Genomic DNA, 15,509 nt, shown 5'->3' on the forward strand with positions numbered 1-15,509 from the left:
CGCACGACATCGGCTCCGCACCGCACCCGCGTCATCCGCCAGAGATGAACAGAGGAACGAACCCTTGGACAGCTCGCGGAACACTGCTCACGGACTGGCGTTCAAACCGCACCTCAAGCCCGAGGCGGCTCCCGGTCACGGTGCCTACCTGGTGTCCGAGCAGGGAGTGACCGCCTTGCACGGCAGGGGCGTCGCCACGCTCGTACCCCTCCTCGACGGCACACGTGACCTGGAGCAACTGAAGCGGGACGCCTCCCCCGCGGTCCCCGGCGAACAGGCGGGCCGGCTGGTCTCCCTGCTGAGCGACGCGGGCCTGCTGCACACCGGCGGCGCGTCGGCCGGGGAGGAGGCGACCGACCGGGCCTACTGGGAACTCGCGGGCCTGGACGGGGACGTGGCCGCAGGACGGGTCCGTGCGAGCCGGGTCGCCTCCCTGGCGGTCGGCTCGGCCGACGGGCAAGGGCTGCGCGCGGCACTGTCCGAGGCCGGTCTGCGGGTGAGCGACGCGCCCGGCGGCACGGCGGAGGAGACGGCACTCACCGTCGTCCTGTGCGAGGACTACCTCGACCCCGCTCTGCGCGAGGTCGACGCGGAGCACCGGGCCGCGGGACGGCCCTGGCTGCTGGTACGGCTGCACGGCAACCAGCCCTGGATCGGACCGTTCCTGCAGCCGGGCGACGGTCCGTGCTGGCAGTGCCTCGCGGAGCATCTGCGCCGCAACCGCCAGGCCGAGACGTACGTCGGTCACCTGCTCGGCCGTCCGGTGTCCGTCCCGCGCTCCTGCCTCACCGCGGGCCACGGCACGGGACTGCGGCTGGCCGCGCTGGAAGCCGCCAAGTGGCTGGCCGGATACCGGTATCCGGGGCAGAACGCGATCTGGACGCTCGACAGTCTCCAGCTCGCCGGGCAGCACCACGCGGTGCGCCGCCGCCCTCAGTGCCACACCTGCGGCGACCCCGGCCTCGTGGCCAGGCGGGTGAGCGCGCCGCTGGACCTCCGAAGCCGGCCCAAGGCGGCCCAGGGCAGCGACGGCGACCGCTGGCTGACGCCGTCGGAGATGGAGCAGCGGTTGGGGCATCTCGTCGATCCGCTGACGGGAGTGGTCAAGGAGATCCGCCGGGACACCCGGGGGCCGCGCTTCCTCAACTGCTTCCGAGCCGGCCACGATCCGGTGACCAACCCCTCCGGACTGCACTCGGTCCGCCGGGGTCTGCGCAGCCACACCTCCGGCAAGGGCACCACCGAGCAGCACGCCCGGGTCAGTGCCCTGTGCGAGGCGATCGAGCGGCACAGCGGGTACTTCCAGGGCGACGAGCCGACGGTGCGGGCCACCTTCGCGCAGGTCGCCGACACCGCGGTGCACCCTGATCTCGTCCAGTTGTTCCATCCGCGGCAGTACGCGGACAGGGAGCGCTGGAACAGCGAGCACTCCCCCGCGCACCACATCCCCGAGCGCTTCGACGAGAACGCGCCCCTGGACTGGACCCCGGTGTGGTCCCTGAGCGAGCGCAGACAGCGGCTGCTGCCGACCTCCCTGCTCTACTACAACGCGCCCTCGTCGCCCGGCGGTGCCTCCTGTATCGCGCACTCCAACGGTTCGGCCGCGGGCACCTGCGTGGAGGACGCCACGGTGCAGGGCTTCCTCGAACTCGTGGAGCGCGACGCCGTCGGCCTGTGGTGGTACAACCGCACCCGGCAGCCGGCCGTCGATCTCGACGCCTTCGAGGACTCCTGGGTGTCCGGGGTGCAGACGGCGCACCACGGGCTCGGGCGCGAGCTCTGGGTCCTCGACCTCACCAGCGATCTCGGTATCCCGGTGTTCGCCGCGGTGTCCCGGCGCACGGACAAGCCCGCCGAGGACATCACGCTCGGCTTCGGCGCCCATCTCGACCCGCGGACCGCGCTGCGCCGGGCCCTGTCCGAGCTCAACCAGATGCTCCCGCCCGTGGTGAACGCGCGGGCCGACGGCTCGGGCTACGGGTGCGGCGAACCGGCGACGCTGCGCTGGTGGCGGGAGGCCACCACGGAGGAACATCCCTATCTCGTGCCCGCGGGCGGCCGGCGGGCCCGCGTCCCCGCGGACTTCCCGTACGAGCGATGTCCCGATCTGCTCGACGACCTGAAGTACATCGAGGCGCTGGTGCGCCGGCACGGGATGGAGCTCCTGGTGCTCGACCAGACCCGGCCGGACATCGACGTACCGGTCGTGAGGGTGATCGTTCCCGGCCTGCGCACCTTCTGGACGCGCTTCGCACCCGGCCGCCTCTACGACGTGCCCGTACGGCTCGGGCGGCTCGAAAGACCCACACCCTTCGAGGAGTTGAATCCGACTCCGCTGTTCCTGTGACACCGCCCCGATGAAAGGCCCCCCGTGTCCACGCCTCCCCCCGTACCGAATGCACAGCCCGTACCGGACATGGTCGAGCTGTGGTCGTTGCGCGCGGACACGCTCGTGGAGCTCCCCGACACGGACGAAGGCACCCTGGTGCTGGCCACACGATGGGGCGAGGTGCTGTTGCCGGCGGCGACACCGGTGCTGTGCTCCGCCCTGGAGCGCATGTCGTACGGCCCGGTGGCTCTGCGGAACCTGGTGCCCGCCGCCGGCACGGAGGAAGCGCACAGGGAGCACGCCCTGCTCGACAGGACACTGGAGAAGCTGCACAACGTGACGGTGCGCTCGCTCTCCGCCGACGGCAGCGGCCCTCTCCTGTCCGTGGTCCCCCTCGCGTCGGACGCGCACTTCCACCCGACGCGCCCGCAGGCGGACTCGGTGCTGCGGCTGTCCTCCTACGCCGTGGTGCGCAGCGACACCAAGGACCTCTTCGTCGAGTCCCCCCTGTGCAAACAGCGCGTGGTGCTGCACCGTTTCGAGTCCGCCTCGCTGCTGTGCGCGCTGGCCCACCCCGCGACGGCCGCGCAGCTGGCCGCGCGCCTCGGGCTGCCCCGGAACGTGGTGTACGCGGTGCTGGGCCACCTGGAGGGGGCCGGGGTGATCGTGCGGGGTGACGTGTCCCGGGGCGATGTCGCGTTCGCGGAGGATCACGATCCCGCTCTCGCCTCGTGGTCGCCGGTCGATCTGATGATGCACGCGCGCAGCCGGCTCGGCCGCGACGACAGGCTGGTGGGGGCGACGGGCGAGCAGCCGCGGGAGTCCGCCGCGACGGTGCCCGCCGCGTCCGCGCACGAGCCGATCGCCCTTCCGCACCCGGAGCTGGACGAGATCCTCAGGAAGGACCCACCGCTCACCGTGGCCCTGGAGGCCCGCAGGTCGGTGCGCTCGTACGGTGCGCGGCCGGTGACCCTGGCGCAGTTGGCCGAGTTCCTCTACCGGTCGGCCCGGGTGCGCACGATGGCCGCCGTCGGATCGGAGGATCCGCGGAGCAGCCGCCCGTATCCGAGTATCGGCCATTCCTACGCACTTGAGCTCTACCTCCTGGTGAGCAACTGCGAAGATCTCGCGCCGGGCGCCTATCACTACGATCCCGTCGGACACGCGCTCAGGCCCCTCGACACCGAGCCGGCGCTGGCCGGTGAGCTGGTCGGACAGGCCCGGGAAACCGGCGGGCTCTGCGCCGATCCGCCGGTCCTCGTCGTGATGACGGCACGCTTCCATCGGGTCATGGGGCGGTTCGGTGGCCTGGCGTACAGCGGGCTCCTCAAGGATGTCGGAGTCCTGCAGCAGACCCTGTACCTGGTGTGCACGGCGATGGGGCTGGCGCCGTGCGCGCTGGCCATCGGCGACAGTGACCTGGCGGCACGGGCGCTCGGGCTCGACTGGTCCACCGAGTCCAGCATCGGCGAGTTCGTGCTCGGCACGCTGCCGACGGAGGAGAGCGGCATGCCAAGCAACGGGACCGGCTGGCAGGAACGCTGCCGTCGCGTCCTGGAGCTGTGGAGCGCGCATACCCGACAGCATGGCGATCTACGGCCAACTGCCCACTGAACGGCACGTTCTGGCCGTAGAATCCGCACACTTGACCCATTAGCTGGTGAGGTGATGCCCATGTGGCGTATTCGTATGCCCGGCTCCATCCCGCAGCAGTCCCGTCGCGGTCCCGTCCACAAGTCGGATCTCGCACCCCGCGTCGCGGCCGTCATCACCATCGTCGTGATCACCTGCGTCTTCGCGGTCGCCGTCACCTACGTGCTGCGCGCTCCGCACACCACGGGGGAGCTGGTCGGCTCGTTCGTGCTGCTGTTCGCGCTGCTCGGCCTCCAGCTGAACCACTCGTTTCCGGCGCTCGTGTCGTGGGCCACCCCGTATCGGGGCTGGCGGACGCTGGGAGTCCAGGCGGTGCTGACCTACGCGCCGTTCACCGTGTTCGGTGCCGCGTGGATGGGGATACCGGGGTTCCTCGCCGGCTCGGTCCTGCTGCTGTTGCGCGGCCCGGCGAGGGTACTGCTCTGCGGGTCCGTCGTGGCCTCGGTGGTCGCCATCCAGTTCGCCGTCGGCTTCGGGCGGGGCGAGGTGGGCTACAACGCCGTGGCCACCCTGCTCACCGCCCTGGTGGTGTACGGACTCAGCCGGCTCGCGACCCTGATGCACGAGGTGCAGGTCGCACGCGGCGAGCTGATCCGGATGGCGGTCGACCGCGAGCGGATCCGCTTCTCCCGGGATCTGCACGATCTGCTGGGCTACAGCCTCACCACCATCAAGCTGAAGGGTGAACTCGCCTGCCGGCTCGTGGCGTTGCGGCCCGAACAGGCCGAGAGGGAGATGCGGGAGATCCTCGCCCTGAGCAATCAGGCCCTGGTCGACATGCGGTCCGTGGCCAGCAGTTACCGCGAGTTGCGCCTGTCCACCGAGGTCGGCGCGGCCGAGTCGCTGCTCAACGCCATGGGCATCAGCACCATCGAACACACGGACGTGGGACCGCTGTCGGCCGCGGCGGACACCGTGCTCGCCACGGTGCTGCGCGAGGGCATCACCAACCTGCTGCGCCACAGCAAGGCGGAACAGTGCCGGATCGAGGCACGCGACCTCGCGGACGGCACGGCCAGGATCACCGTGGCCAACGACGGGGTGGGCACCGCCTTCTCGCATCTGGGCCCCGAGGGCGGCGACAGCGGCGGCAGCGGCCTGGAGAGCCTCACCGCCCGGGTGGAGGCGCTCGGGGGGCGCCTCAGAGCCGGGGTGCGTACGGACGACGGATGGTTCGAACTGATGGCGGCGCTGCCCCGCGACGCGGCGTGGGGCAGCGAAACGAGGAGCTTTCCGGCGCGTCAGGCCGTCCGCGTTCCACGGCTCCCGAATCGTCGGGACGAGAGCCCCGGACGATCCGCGCCGGTGGCGGCACCGGACGAGTGAGGCCAGGACGTTCCTCGCCGGCAGCGGGCGCCGCGGCTCACATCCAGCCGGACTCCCTGGCGATCCTGACGGCGTCCATGCGGTTGCGCGCACCGAGCTTGGTGACGGCGGTCGCCAGGTAGTTACGTACGGTTCCGGAGGACAGGAACAGCGCTCTGGCGATCTCCGACACCTCCTCGCCGTCGGCGGCCCTGCGCAGCACCTCGGTCTCCCGGGCCGACAGCGGACCCTCGTCGGCCTGCAGCGTGGCCACCGCGAGCTGCGGGTCGATGACGTGGCGTCCCGCCGCCACATCCCGAATGGCGCAGGCGAGCTGGTCGGGGTCGGCGTCCTTCAGGAGGAATCCGGAGGCATGGGCCAGCAGGGCACGGCGCAGATTGCCCGGACGGCCCAGGCTGGTGAGGATCACCGTCCGGCACTGCGGCAACTCCTCGTGCAGCAGTGCCGCCGCACGGATCCCGTCCATTCCCGGCAGGTCGATGTCGAGGACCGCCACATCGGGCCGGACTTCGAGCGCTTTCGGCAGAATCGCGTCGCCCGAGTCGACCTCGGCGACGACCTCGATGTCTTCCTGCAGTTCGAGCAGTGCCACCAACGCCCGGCGCAACATCGGCATGTCCTCAGCCAGCAAAACCCTGACCATTGCTCCCCCGCCATCCCCCACGCCGGCTCGCACCGGCTTGGCGGAACTCTAACCTCCGAGCCCCGTCGTCCCGCTCAAGTGTGAGCGGACAACGACTGGAGCCGTTCGGATGATGAGCGCACATCAGACAGGAGCAGATCAGACGCGCAAGAGAGGAAACACCGGACATGACCAGGTATGGAACAGCGTGGCCGGAACTCCATCCCGTCTTCGTGAAGCAGCTGGACGCCCTGGCGCGGCACGACCTCGACGCGCTGATGGAGGTCTACCACCCCGATGCGGAATGGGTCCGCTTCCAGGGCGTGGCCAAGGGCCACGAGGCGATCCGCGCACTCATCGCCCGTGACTGGGAACGCGGTCTGGATTTCGTGGGCATGCACGAGTACATCCACACCGACGACACGATCATGGCGCGCTGCGTCATGGCCGTGGGCGGCGAGAAGGTCGTCGCGTCCGGCAGTTTCGTCCTGCGGGACGGGATGATCTGGCGGGTGACCGGGGCGGACACGGAGCACGCCGGCGAGGTGCGAGCCGTCGGCCGGGCCGAGCCGGCCGAGTCCCGCCCGTACGAGCGGCGGATGCCCGCACTCGACCACACGGCAGCCGGTCTGCTGGCCACGCTGCCCGGTACCGTGGCGCGGCTGGGACGCCGGCATCAGTACGAGAGGGAACTGGGCTGGCTGTCCGGCTCATGACCGGATACGCCGAAGGGGCCGGGCCTTCACGTCGAAGGCCCGGCCCCTGTGCGCGTCGTCCGACGGCGTCGCGCCCCGCTCAGGCGGGCGACTGCGCGGGCGTCGCGTCCGGAGCCTGGCCCTGGGCCGGACCCCCCGCGGGCTCCTCGGCGGGCACCTTCACGCCGACAGCGGCGATCAGGAGCGCCAGCACCGCGAAGCCCGCCGCGGCCAGGAAGGCCGCCGAGGCACCGTCGGTGAGGACGGCGGCCGGGTCGGTGCCGGTGCTGGAGCGGGTGGTCGAGCCGAACACCGTCATGAGGACGGCGAGACCCAGTGAACCGCCCACCTGCTGGGTGGCGTTGAGCAGACTGGAGGCCGCCCCCGAGTCCTCCATGGGCACGCCCGACACACCGAGCTGCGACAGGGGCACGAACAGCAGCCCCGTGCCGATGCCGAACAACAGCATCGGGCCGAGCAGACCGGACAAGTACCCGGTCGAGGTGCTCACATTCGACAGCCAGAGCAGCGCGGCCGTGTTGAGGCTGACACCGAGGACCAGGGGCAGCTTCATGCCGAGCCTGGGCAGCTGCTTGGACACCACGGTCGCCGTGAACACGATCGACACGCTCACGGGCAGGAAGGCGAGTCCCGCCTCCAGCGGGTCGTAGGAGAAGGCGTTCTGCATCAGCAGGGTCAGGAAGAAGAACAGCCCCATCACCGAGCCGGTCAGGCACAGACCGATGACGTAGATCCCGGCACGGTTGCGGTCGCGGAACATCCGCAACGGGATGATGGGCGTCGCGATGCGGGACTCGATGACCACGAAGGCGGCGAGCAGCACGGCCGCCGCCGCGAAGGTGGCCAGCACCGAGCCGTCGCTCCAGCCCTTGTCCCCGGCGCGGATGAACGCGTACACGAGCGCACCCATGCCGAGCGTGGAGGTGAGGGCGCCGTAGACGTCGAAGCGGCCCGGCTGGCGGTCCGTCTCGCGCAGCACCTTCGGGATGACGACGTACAGGGCGATGCCGATCGGCACGTTGACGAAGAGCACCCAGCGCCAGGACAGCGCCTGGGTGAGGGCACCGCCCGCGAGCAGGCCGACGGCGGCGCCCGAGCCCGAGACCGCCGCGTAGACGCCGAACGCCTTGTTGCGTACGCCCTCGTCCAGGAAGGTCGTGACGATCAGGGCCAGGATGGACGGCGCGATCACGGCGGCGCCCACGCCCTGCAGCGCCCTGGACGCCATCAGCCAGGCCGAGGACTGGGCGAAGCCGCCGGCCAGGGAGGCGAGGGTGAACAGGGCGATGCCGCCGAGGAACACCCGCCGGCGGCCCAGGATGTCTCCGATGCGCCCGCCGAGCAGCAGCAGACCGCCGAAGGCGAGCGTGTAGGCGTTGACCACCCATGACAGGTCGGTGGTGTGCAGGTCGAGATCCTTCTGGACCTCGGGGAGTGCGACGTTCACGATCGTCGCGTCCAGCATCACCATCAGCTGGGCGACGGCGATGACGGTGAGGGCCAGGCCGCCGCCTCCCGATGTGCCGGGCGCTTTGCCCGATCCGGTTTCCGAAGCAGTTGCGGACATCTTTGGTGAACCTTCCGAGTGTGGGGGGTCAGTTCGTCGCCGAGAGGCAGAACGAGTGGCCCGCCGGGTCGAGGAGGACGCGCCAGCGCTCGCCGCCGGGCTGCTCGGCCGGCACGGAGGCGCCGAGCTCGACGGCCTTCTTCTCCGCCGCGGTCACGTCGTCCACGGCGAAGTCCAGGTGGAGCTGTTGCGGCACGCTCTGGCCCGGCCAGTCGGGCCTGCGGTAGTCCGCGACCCGCTGGAAGCCGATACCGGGGCCGTCCGGCACGGTCAGGCCGGCGAACTCCGCCGTGCTGAACGAGATCTCGAAGCCGGCGAAGCGGTGATAGAACTCGGCCAGGGCCACCGGATCGGGGCAGTCGAGGGTGACGCCCTTGAGCTGTGCGAGCGCGGGCATACGCGGTCCTTTCTCGTACGGGGAGGAGCCCCGTACGGGGAGACGGGGAAGCGGGGACACGGTCCTGCCGTCCGGGGGGGAGGCTGAACGGGGTCACCTGGCCGACATCAGGGCCAGGAGTTCGGGGGTGTAGAGGTCGGCGACCGGGCGCAGGCCCGCCACCGTGTCGAAGTAGCGCTGGGTGAGGTCCGGGCTGGTGCGGAGGGCGGAGAGCAGCGCGCGCCGCTTGTCCTTGCCCTCGGCGCTCGCCACCATCAGGGCGCCCTGGTACGCCTCCATGAGCTGCTCGTCACGCCGGGTGCCGTACACGGCCAGGGCGCTCGCGAGCCGCTCCGGGTCGTGGAGCACGCCGGCGGTCAGCTCCACGAGCAGCTCGGACTGGAGGAAGGCGTCCCCGATGCCGCGGGCCGTCAGGGAGTCCTTGTGGTGGCCCGCGTCGCCGACCAGTACCCAGCCCGGTCCGGCGGCGCGGCGGAAGTAGTTGCGCTGCTCGCCGGTTCCGCGCAGCCGCTCCAGTCGTTCGGCGTCCTTCACCTGCTCGTATATCTGAGGCGCGTTGATACGGACGCCATCGGTGTACGAGGCCAGGGCGTCGGCGCGCACCTCCTCGAAGCGGTCCTGCGGGAAGTACGCGGAGACGAGGACGGCTCCGTCGTTGGTGGGGACGGCCGAGACCCAGCCCGACTTGCCCTCGTACAGCTCGAAGTCGGTCTGGAGCCCCGCCCAGAACGTGTAGTACGCGCACGTCAGCCGGGGCGCCTCGTGGTATTCCGCGGCGCGCACGAACCGGGCGACGGTGGAGCGCATGCCGTCGGCGCCGACGACCAGCGGCGCCCGTTCGGTGACCGAGCGGCCAGCCTCCTTGCAGGTGACGCCGACGACCCGGCCGTCCTCCTCGATCAGACCGGTGACCTGGCAGCCGGTGCGCAGTTCCGCGCCGGCCGCGACCGCGTGCTCCGCCAGGATCCGGTCGAGCGTGTGCCGGCGCGGGGCGATGGCCCCGGTGATGCCCTCGACCGGAGCGGCGCAGCCCTCGACCCGTATGTCGTCCAGCTGGTAGACGACACGGTCGAGCGTCGGGCAGCCGGTCGCGGTGAGGTCGTCGAGGACGCCCCAGCGTGCGAGCCGGGCCACGCCCGGCTGCTGGATGTAGAGGGTGGACAGGGTGTCCGAGGGGAAGCGGGCCCGGTCGAGGAGCAGGACTCGCAGGCCCGCGCGGGCATACAGGAGTGCTGTGGTCGATCCGGCGCAGCGCGCCCCCACCACGATCACGTCGTACATGCCGGTATCCCCGATCTCCGCAGGTGGACTTGGCCCTGGGCGCGGCGCCGCCGTGCCCTCGAAGCGCGCTCAGCGTAGGTGTGTGACCGGGCCGCACGATGCTCAGAACTGAGCGTGCGCGGGCGCCGGCAGGAGGCTTATGCGGTGGTGGCGAAACGCCGCCGCAGCAGGGGCTTGAGCACCTTGCCGGTCACGCCGCGGGGCAGCGCGTCCACGAAGTGCCAGGCGGTGGGCACCTGGTGCGGGGCGAGGCGTTCGGCGAGGAAGGACTTGAGGTCCGGCTCCTCGGGGCCGTTGAGGACGACGACGGCGGTGACGGCGTGGTGGTCGGCGCCGCCGGCCTCGGGCAGGCCGATCACGGCGGCCTCCAGGACGGCCGGGTGGTCGTACACGGACTCTTCGATCTCGATACTGGAGACCCGGCCGGCATCGGTGTGGATGACGTCCTCGCGGCGGTCGAAGAGCTGTACCTCGCCGTCCTCGGTGAGGTGGCCGAGGTCGCCGGTGCACACCCAGCCGTCACGCCACTTGCCACGGCTGAGCGACTCGTCCAGGTAGCGGCGCTTGGGTGCCGGGCAGCGCAACCAGATCTCGCCCAGCTCGCCCGCGGGCAGCGGCTGTCCCTGCGCCCCGGCGATGCGCACCTCGGTGCCCCGTGCGGGGCGGCCCATGACCATCGGGCGCTCGGGGTCGACCGTACCCAGGATGACGGCGGGTACCGCCTCGCCCTGCGCATAGGCGCTGTTGAGCTGGGCCCCGGGCATCATCGTGAGGAGTGCGGTGGCGATCCGCGGCGGCAGCGGTGCGGAGGCCGAACCGATCCGGGTGACGCTGGAGAGGTCATGGCGTTCGTGGGCCCGTGAGGTGACCAGCTGGATCGCCGTCCAGGGCTGGAGCATGAGGGATCCGGCGCCGAGCCGGTCCACGAGTTCGGCCATGCGCTCCACGTTCTCGGGTGCGACCACGACCGTCGGGCCGGGGGCCGTGAGCGCGACCACGGCGCAGGTGGTCGCGCTGGAGGTGGTGCCGAGCGGCATGGGCGCCATCAGCGGGGAGCGCTCGTCGAAGTTGCGCAGCCCTTCGGGGCCGCGGCCGAAGGTCAGCACGCCGTGCGGATTGCCGAATGCCTTGGCGGGGCCCGTGGTGCCGGAGGTGTAGAGGATGTCGGCGAGGTCCTCGGGGCTGATGGAGACCTCGACGGGCGACTCGTCCCCGGTCTCCAGCGTCTCGCCCGGGGTGGTCCAGCCGGTGAAGCCGGCCGGCAGTACGGCGCCGGCGGTGTGCAGGATGCCGGCGGCCTCGGTCTGGCCGAGGCGGCGCAGCTGCTCGGCCGCGTCCAGCTGGTCGGTGAGGTGGACCGCGGTCGCGCCGGTCTTGAGCACGCCCAGATAGCCGATCGCGTAGGGGATCCAGTCCGCCCCGGTGAACAGCAGTGCGATCCGGGTGCCGCGGCCGGCTCCCCGGGCGAGCAGGTGGTGGGCGACCGCGTTGGAGCGACGTTCCCAGTCACCGTAGTTCAGGCTCTGCTCACCGTCGACGATGAGCGCCGACTGGTCCGGGGCGCCGGACGAACGGATCCGCAACAGGTCGGGGACGACGAGGTGGTTGGACTCGGTCACAAGGGCTCCTCGGAGGGCTGCGGCGGCGAGACACCACACTCCCGGCCGGCCACAGGGCGGGCTGCTGCCCGCCAAGTCGGCTCGGCAGCACGGCAGAACCTAGGCGCCACGCCCGGCGCCGTCTGCTCAAGGTTGCGCGTGCCCGCCGGAGTGCTCGGGTAGTTTCGACGGCCTGGGCATCTCCGCGCGGCATGGGGTGCCCCTGTCGCGTTGGAATACAAGGGAGTTGAGGAAATGACTCAGACCGCATCGGCCGAATTCGACAGCGTCTCCTGGGAGGAGCACCCCTACCTGGAGCCCGAGGAAGGTCCCCGCATGGTGCGCGGCGAGGTGGGCCGGGTGTGGCGGGGCGACCTGGAGGGCAGGAGCACCGCGGTGCTCCTGATGAGCCAGTCCGCCGACGGCTCCGCGGGCTATGTGGCCAGCGAGCGTTTCGAGGGGGCCCTGGGCGGGCGCAAGGGCAGCTTCGTGATGCACCACTCCAACATCATGGGCGGGGACGCACCGCCGGAGCCCGCGACCGGCTATGTGGTGCCGGGTTCGGGCCGGGGCGCTCTGACCGGGCTCACCGGGAAGTGCACCTGGGTGCACCGGGGCGATGAGCACCTGTTCACGCTCACCTACGAGCTCGCCGACTGAGCCGGCTGAGCCGGACTCCGGCGGGTGTTCAGGCCCGCGCCCGCTCGATCCGGGTCCGGACCAGGTCGAGCAGCGCGGACGGTGCGTCCTTGAGGTAGAAGTGATCGCCGGGCAGCGTGGACACCTCCGAGGCGCCCGAGGTCACCTGCGACCAGGCGGTCAGCTCCCGCGTGTTCGCCTCCGGGTCCTCCCGGCCCGCGAGCGCCGTGACCGGGCAGGCCAGACGCACTCCGGGCAGCGGCCGGTAGGTGTCGTTGAGCTCGAAGTCGGCGCGGAGACACGGCAGGAAGAGCCGGAAGAGCTCGGGCTGGCCGACCACGTCGGCCGGAGTGCCGTTCATCGCGCCGACCTGTTCGAGGAATGCCTCGTCGGGGAGTTCGGCGTACGAGCGGCGCCGGGCGGGCAGGTGAGGGGCCCGGCGGCCGGAGACGAAGAGCTGGACCGGCGGGCGCCCCTCGGCGGTGCAGCGGCGGGCGACCTCGTAGGCGACGGCCGCTCCCATGCTGTGGCCGAAGAAGGCGAAGGGCCGGTCGAGGAACGGCACGAGCGCCTCGTACAGCGGTGCGACCAGCTGTTCCATCGCCACGTACGGCACTTCCTTGAGCCGCCGTTCCCGGCCGGGCAGCACCACGGGGCGTACCTCGGCCAGCGGCGCGAGGGCCTGGTGCCAGCCCCGGAAGGCGCCGCTGCCGCCGCCGGCGTGCGGGAAGCAGAACAGCCGCACGGGGGCGTCGGTGCCGGGCGGTACGCCGCCCAGCCAGCGGCTCTCGGGCGACGTCACCCTGGCTGAGGCGGCCGTCGGCGGGTACGTCGTCATACCGGCCTCACACCCACTCGTAGACGCGGTGGTACTCCTCGACCCCGCGCAGCACCAGGTGCCCGCCGTCCCGGATCACACCGTGCAGCAGCGGCTTGTAGCGGGCCACATCCACCTCGCGGCTGCGCGCGGGGACGAGGCAGCGCATGTTCTCCGTGAGCAGTTCCTCGTAGTCCGCGAAGGACAGTTCGGTCCGGGACGCGAGCCGTTCACCGATCCGCATCCGGGCGAGTGCCGCCCGTGACCGCTGTCCGATGACCCCGCTGAAGAACTCCGAGGCGCAGCCCGAGCCGTAGGAGAAGAGGCCGACGCGCAACTCCCCCGTGTACGGCACGTGGTCGATGATGCTGCTCAGCGCCAGATACACCGAGCCCGAGCAGAGGTTCCCGACGATGCGCGGATACGTGAGCGAGGGGGTGACCCGTGCCGTGAAGTCGGCGTCGATCTCGTCGGGCGCGGCGCGCAGGACCTCCCGCATGAGCTTGCGGTGTCCGGCCTTCACCAGGCCGGCGAAGGGGGTGTGCAGGGCGAGCTGGGCGAAGTCCGTGCCCAGGTCGGCCCCGGGGACCTTCGTACGGTAGTCGGCGAAGGCGTGCGTGAAGCAGTCGAGATAGGCGAAGAGGGAGCGGTCGACGTCGGCGATGTCGAAATCGGGTCCCGGGCGGGCGGAGTCGAGGGTCTCGTAGCTGTACGTGCCGAAGGCACCGATGTCGAGGGCCAGGACGTCGGGCCGGTCGCCGATCAGCATCGCCGCGGCTCCGGCGCCGGTGGCGGGCTCGGCGTAGTGGGCGTTCTCGTCCACCATCGCCACGTCGGTGGCGATGACCAGGGCCTTCGCGCCCGGTGACACTCCGGAGGCGGCATAGGCGACGGCGAGCTGCACGGCCGCGGTCGCCGCGTAGCACGCCTGTTTGACCTCGATCACGCGGCAGTGCCTGCTCAGGCCGAGGTGTTCGTGCACGTAGCTGGCAATGGACTTGCTGTAGTCGACGCCGGACTCGCTGGAGGTGATGAGGAGTTCGATGCGCTCCTTGTCCTGTGCGCTCAGGGCGTCGACGAGAGGCTTGGCCGCGTTGACGGCGTGGGTGACCGGGTCCTCGCAGGGCAGGCTGACGGAGCGGGTCTCCATCATGAGGTGGCCGATACGGGACAGGTCGAGGCCGCGGCCTTCCAGGAGCGTCCGCACCGGCAGATGGGCGGCGCCGCAGTAGACGTTGAGCGCCTCGATCCCGAACCCCCGGGGTGCCTCGATGGGCTGACCGGTCATGACTGCTCCTCCCACAGGAACTGGACGAGGGCGTCGACGGACGGGATCTCGCTGAACCGGGCCATGTCCGCCTCGATACCCACTTCCTCGATCAGGGCCATGATGATCTCCACCCGGTCCACCGAGTCGGCGCCGAGCTCCTTGAGATGCCGCCCGCCGTCGATCGCCCCGGCGGGGAGGCCGGGCAGGATCGAGATGATCGTGCGGTGCACGAGCGCCTCGATGTCGGCACGCGCGGTCTCATGCTGCGTGGGCATGGCGCTCCCCCTCCGTGCGGAACTCGAAGCTGCAGACGGCCAGGGTGCGGTCGGTGGCGAGATCCTCCACCACCAGTTCGACCAGTTCCTCGGTGGGATCGCCGGACCGCTGCCAGGGGCGGGCGCGCAGCCTGAGCGTGGAGTCGACGTCGGCGTTGCCGAGGTAGCAGACCCGGGAGTCGGTCAGGGCCCGGTCCAGGAAGGAGCGGTCGCTGCGGCCGAGGCCGCGCCACAGCCGCAGCAGTGCGCCGTCGGCGATCGAGAAGTACGAGGCGAAGTAGAGCAGCCCCACGCCGTTCACATCGCTGCTGACGTCCACGCGGTGTTCGGTGGTGAACTCCTCGCCGAGCGGCACGTATCCGGCGGTCGGCGGTTCGAGGAAGCGGTGCCGGCTCCGTGCGCCGTTGCACGCGAGGCGGGGTGAGTACGCGTCGGGCAGCCGCGGCAGCTGCGCGTGGCAGAAGTCGGCGGGCGAGGCGCGGACGAGGCCGACGTTGCTGTCCGCGCGGCCGCGGGCCACCCAGCGGTTGAAGTTCTCGACGTAGAGACAGTCGGGGCGCGGCCGGTCGTAGAACTCCTCGGGTTCGAAGGACTCCTCCGCGAACACCTCCGCGTCGTGGCTGCCGGGCCCGGAGCCGATACGGCGGATGCGGTGCAGGGTGAGCACGGACTCGCTGCCGTACCCGAAGACCCGGGAGATCACCTCCAGGCGGTCACCGAAGGAGAGGGCCCGCGGGTGCAGGAGGCGGCCACCGCTGCGTACGCGGTAGTAGTAGAAGGACAGATACGTGGCACGCCCCTGGGGGTCACGGGCGTTGAAGACGTCGGTGCCGCAGATGTCGCTGACGGTCTCCCAGGTCCAGTCGCCGATCCGGCCGATGAGCAGGGCGTTCGGTCCGCACATACCGGGCTGGACGGTCACTTCGCGGCGCACGGTGGCCGGGCCGGTCCGCTCGGTCCGGGCGAAGTGCCGCACCTGGGCCGGCGCGCCGGGCGCGGTGGTGAGTGTCTCGGTCATG

14 protein-coding genes are annotated in these 15,509 nt (G+C 71.2%); 5 read left to right on the forward strand and 9 right to left on the reverse strand.

Annotated features, from left to right (window positions below; all coding sequences use genetic code 11):
* Positions 1 to 64 precede the first annotated feature (64 nt).
* From OG867_RS09890 to OG867_RS09900, 3 genes are read left to right on the forward strand one after another with little or no spacing between them, the layout of a single operon-like run.
* Positions 65 to 2,347, forward strand: a complete 2,283-nt coding sequence (locus OG867_RS09890) for a TOMM precursor leader peptide-binding protein (RefSeq protein ID WP_406284334.1) — start codon at positions 65 to 67, stop codon at positions 2,345 to 2,347.
* Between the two features lie 24 nt (positions 2,348 to 2,371).
* Positions 2,372 to 3,943: a SagB family peptide dehydrogenase gene (locus OG867_RS09895; RefSeq protein WP_406284336.1), complete on the forward strand. Its 1,572-nt coding sequence runs from the start codon at positions 2,372 to 2,374 to the stop codon at positions 3,941 to 3,943.
* A 60-nt stretch (positions 3,944 to 4,003) separates the two neighbouring features.
* Positions 4,004 to 5,308 (forward strand): sensor histidine kinase, encoded by a 1,305-nt coding sequence (locus OG867_RS09900; protein WP_406284338.1) that lies wholly within the window; start codon positions 4,004 to 4,006, stop codon positions 5,306 to 5,308.
* Positions 5,309 to 5,345: 37 nt separating this feature from the next.
* Here the strand turns inward: OG867_RS09900 and OG867_RS09905 are convergent, their stop codons facing one another.
* Entirely contained in the window at positions 5,346 to 5,951 is a 606-nt protein-coding gene (locus OG867_RS09905) for a response regulator transcription factor (RefSeq protein WP_328902116.1), read from the reverse strand.
* A gap of 167 nt (positions 5,952 to 6,118) precedes the next feature.
* Here OG867_RS09905 and OG867_RS09910 point away from each other — a divergent pair, with 167 nt between their 5' ends.
* Complete coding sequence (locus tag OG867_RS09910) at positions 6,119 to 6,646, forward strand: nuclear transport factor 2 family protein (RefSeq protein ID WP_328902115.1); 528 nt, start codon at positions 6,119 to 6,121, stop codon at positions 6,644 to 6,646.
* Positions 6,647 to 6,725: 79 nt separating this feature from the next.
* Here the strand turns inward: OG867_RS09910 and OG867_RS09915 are convergent, their stop codons facing one another.
* The 4 genes from OG867_RS09915 to OG867_RS09930 form a co-directional block, all read right to left on the reverse strand.
* Positions 6,726 to 8,213 (reverse strand): MFS transporter, encoded by a 1,488-nt coding sequence (locus tag OG867_RS09915; RefSeq protein ID WP_406284340.1) that lies wholly within the window; start codon positions 8,211 to 8,213, stop codon positions 6,726 to 6,728.
* 28 nt (positions 8,214 to 8,241) lie between these two features.
* On the reverse strand, positions 8,242 to 8,610 hold the full coding sequence (locus OG867_RS09920) for a VOC family protein (RefSeq protein WP_328902113.1): 369 nt from the start codon (positions 8,608 to 8,610) through the stop codon (positions 8,242 to 8,244).
* 93 nt (positions 8,611 to 8,703) lie between these two features.
* Positions 8,704 to 9,891: an NAD(P)/FAD-dependent oxidoreductase gene (locus tag OG867_RS09925; protein ID WP_406284342.1), complete on the reverse strand. Its 1,188-nt coding sequence runs from the start codon at positions 9,889 to 9,891 to the stop codon at positions 8,704 to 8,706.
* A 137-nt stretch (positions 9,892 to 10,028) separates the two neighbouring features.
* Entirely contained in the window at positions 10,029 to 11,510 is a 1,482-nt protein-coding gene (locus OG867_RS09930; RefSeq protein WP_406284344.1) for an AMP-binding protein, read from the reverse strand.
* 234 nt (positions 11,511 to 11,744) lie between these two features.
* Here OG867_RS09930 and OG867_RS09935 point away from each other — a divergent pair, with 234 nt between their 5' ends.
* The gene (locus tag OG867_RS09935; protein ID WP_328902110.1) at positions 11,745 to 12,149 is read left to right on the forward strand and encodes a DUF3224 domain-containing protein; all 405 of its coding nucleotides are present in this window, start codon (positions 11,745 to 11,747) and stop codon (positions 12,147 to 12,149) included.
* 28 nt (positions 12,150 to 12,177) lie between these two features.
* Here the strand turns inward: OG867_RS09935 and OG867_RS09940 are convergent, their stop codons facing one another.
* From OG867_RS09940 to OG867_RS09955, 4 genes are read right to left on the reverse strand one after another with little or no spacing between them, the layout of a single operon-like run.
* Positions 12,178 to 12,966 carry a thioesterase II family protein gene (locus OG867_RS09940; RefSeq protein ID WP_406284347.1) on the reverse strand — a complete coding sequence of 263 codons (789 nt, stop codon included), beginning with the start codon at positions 12,964 to 12,966 and terminating at the stop codon, positions 12,178 to 12,180.
* A 7-nt stretch (positions 12,967 to 12,973) separates the two neighbouring features.
* A complete protein-coding gene (locus tag OG867_RS09945) occupies positions 12,974 to 14,233 on the reverse strand; it encodes a hydroxymethylglutaryl-CoA synthase (RefSeq protein ID WP_328902108.1) in 1,260 nt (419 codons plus the stop codon).
* Positions 14,230 to 14,490, reverse strand: coding sequence for an acyl carrier protein (locus OG867_RS09950; RefSeq protein WP_328902107.1), 261 nt, complete (start codon positions 14,488 to 14,490; stop codon positions 14,230 to 14,232). The genes OG867_RS09945 and OG867_RS09950 overlap by 4 nt, the downstream gene beginning before the upstream one ends.
* Entirely contained in the window at positions 14,474 to 15,508 is a 1,035-nt protein-coding gene (locus OG867_RS09955) for an LnmK family bifunctional acyltransferase/decarboxylase (RefSeq protein ID WP_328902106.1), read from the reverse strand. The genes OG867_RS09950 and OG867_RS09955 overlap by 17 nt, the downstream gene beginning before the upstream one ends.
* Between the last annotated feature and the right edge of the window lies 1 nt (position 15,509).

Origin of the sequence: Streptomyces sp. NBC_00209, assembly GCF_045206345.1 — a bacterium.
GTDB lineage: Bacteria > Actinomycetota > Actinomycetes > Streptomycetales > Streptomycetaceae > Streptomyces.

Bases quoted from the DNA above. Each gene is read 5' to 3' on its own strand.
- OG867_RS09905 (WP_328902116.1), bottom strand. From the start codon at position 5,951: ATGGTCAGGGTTTTGCTGGCTGAGGACATGCCGATGTTGCGCCGGGCG.
- OG867_RS09940 (WP_406284347.1), bottom strand. From the start codon at position 12,966: ATGACGACGTACCCGCCGACGGCCGCCTCAGCCAGGGTGACGTCGCCC.
- OG867_RS09920 (WP_328902113.1), bottom strand. From the start codon at position 8,610: ATGCCCGCGCTCGCACAGCTCAAGGGCGTCACCCTCGACTGCCCCGAT.
- OG867_RS09925 (WP_406284342.1), bottom strand. From the start codon at position 9,891: ATGTACGACGTGATCGTGGTGGGGGCGCGCTGCGCCGGATCGACCACA.
- OG867_RS09945 (WP_328902108.1), bottom strand. From the start codon at position 14,233: ATGACCGGTCAGCCCATCGAGGCACCCCGGGGGTTCGGGATCGAGGCG.
- OG867_RS09915 (WP_406284340.1), bottom strand. From the start codon at position 8,213: ATGTCCGCAACTGCTTCGGAAACCGGATCGGGCAAAGCGCCCGGCACA.
- OG867_RS09910 (WP_328902115.1), top strand. From the start codon at position 6,119: ATGACCAGGTATGGAACAGCGTGGCCGGAACTCCATCCCGTCTTCGTG.
- OG867_RS09935 (WP_328902110.1), top strand. From the start codon at position 11,745: ATGACTCAGACCGCATCGGCCGAATTCGACAGCGTCTCCTGGGAGGAG.
- OG867_RS09950 (WP_328902107.1), bottom strand. From the start codon at position 14,490: ATGCCCACGCAGCATGAGACCGCGCGTGCCGACATCGAGGCGCTCGTG.
- OG867_RS09900 (WP_406284338.1), top strand. From the start codon at position 4,004: ATGTGGCGTATTCGTATGCCCGGCTCCATCCCGCAGCAGTCCCGTCGC.
- OG867_RS09955 (WP_328902106.1), bottom strand. From the start codon at position 15,508: ATGACCGAGACACTCACCACCGCGCCCGGCGCGCCGGCCCAGGTGCGG.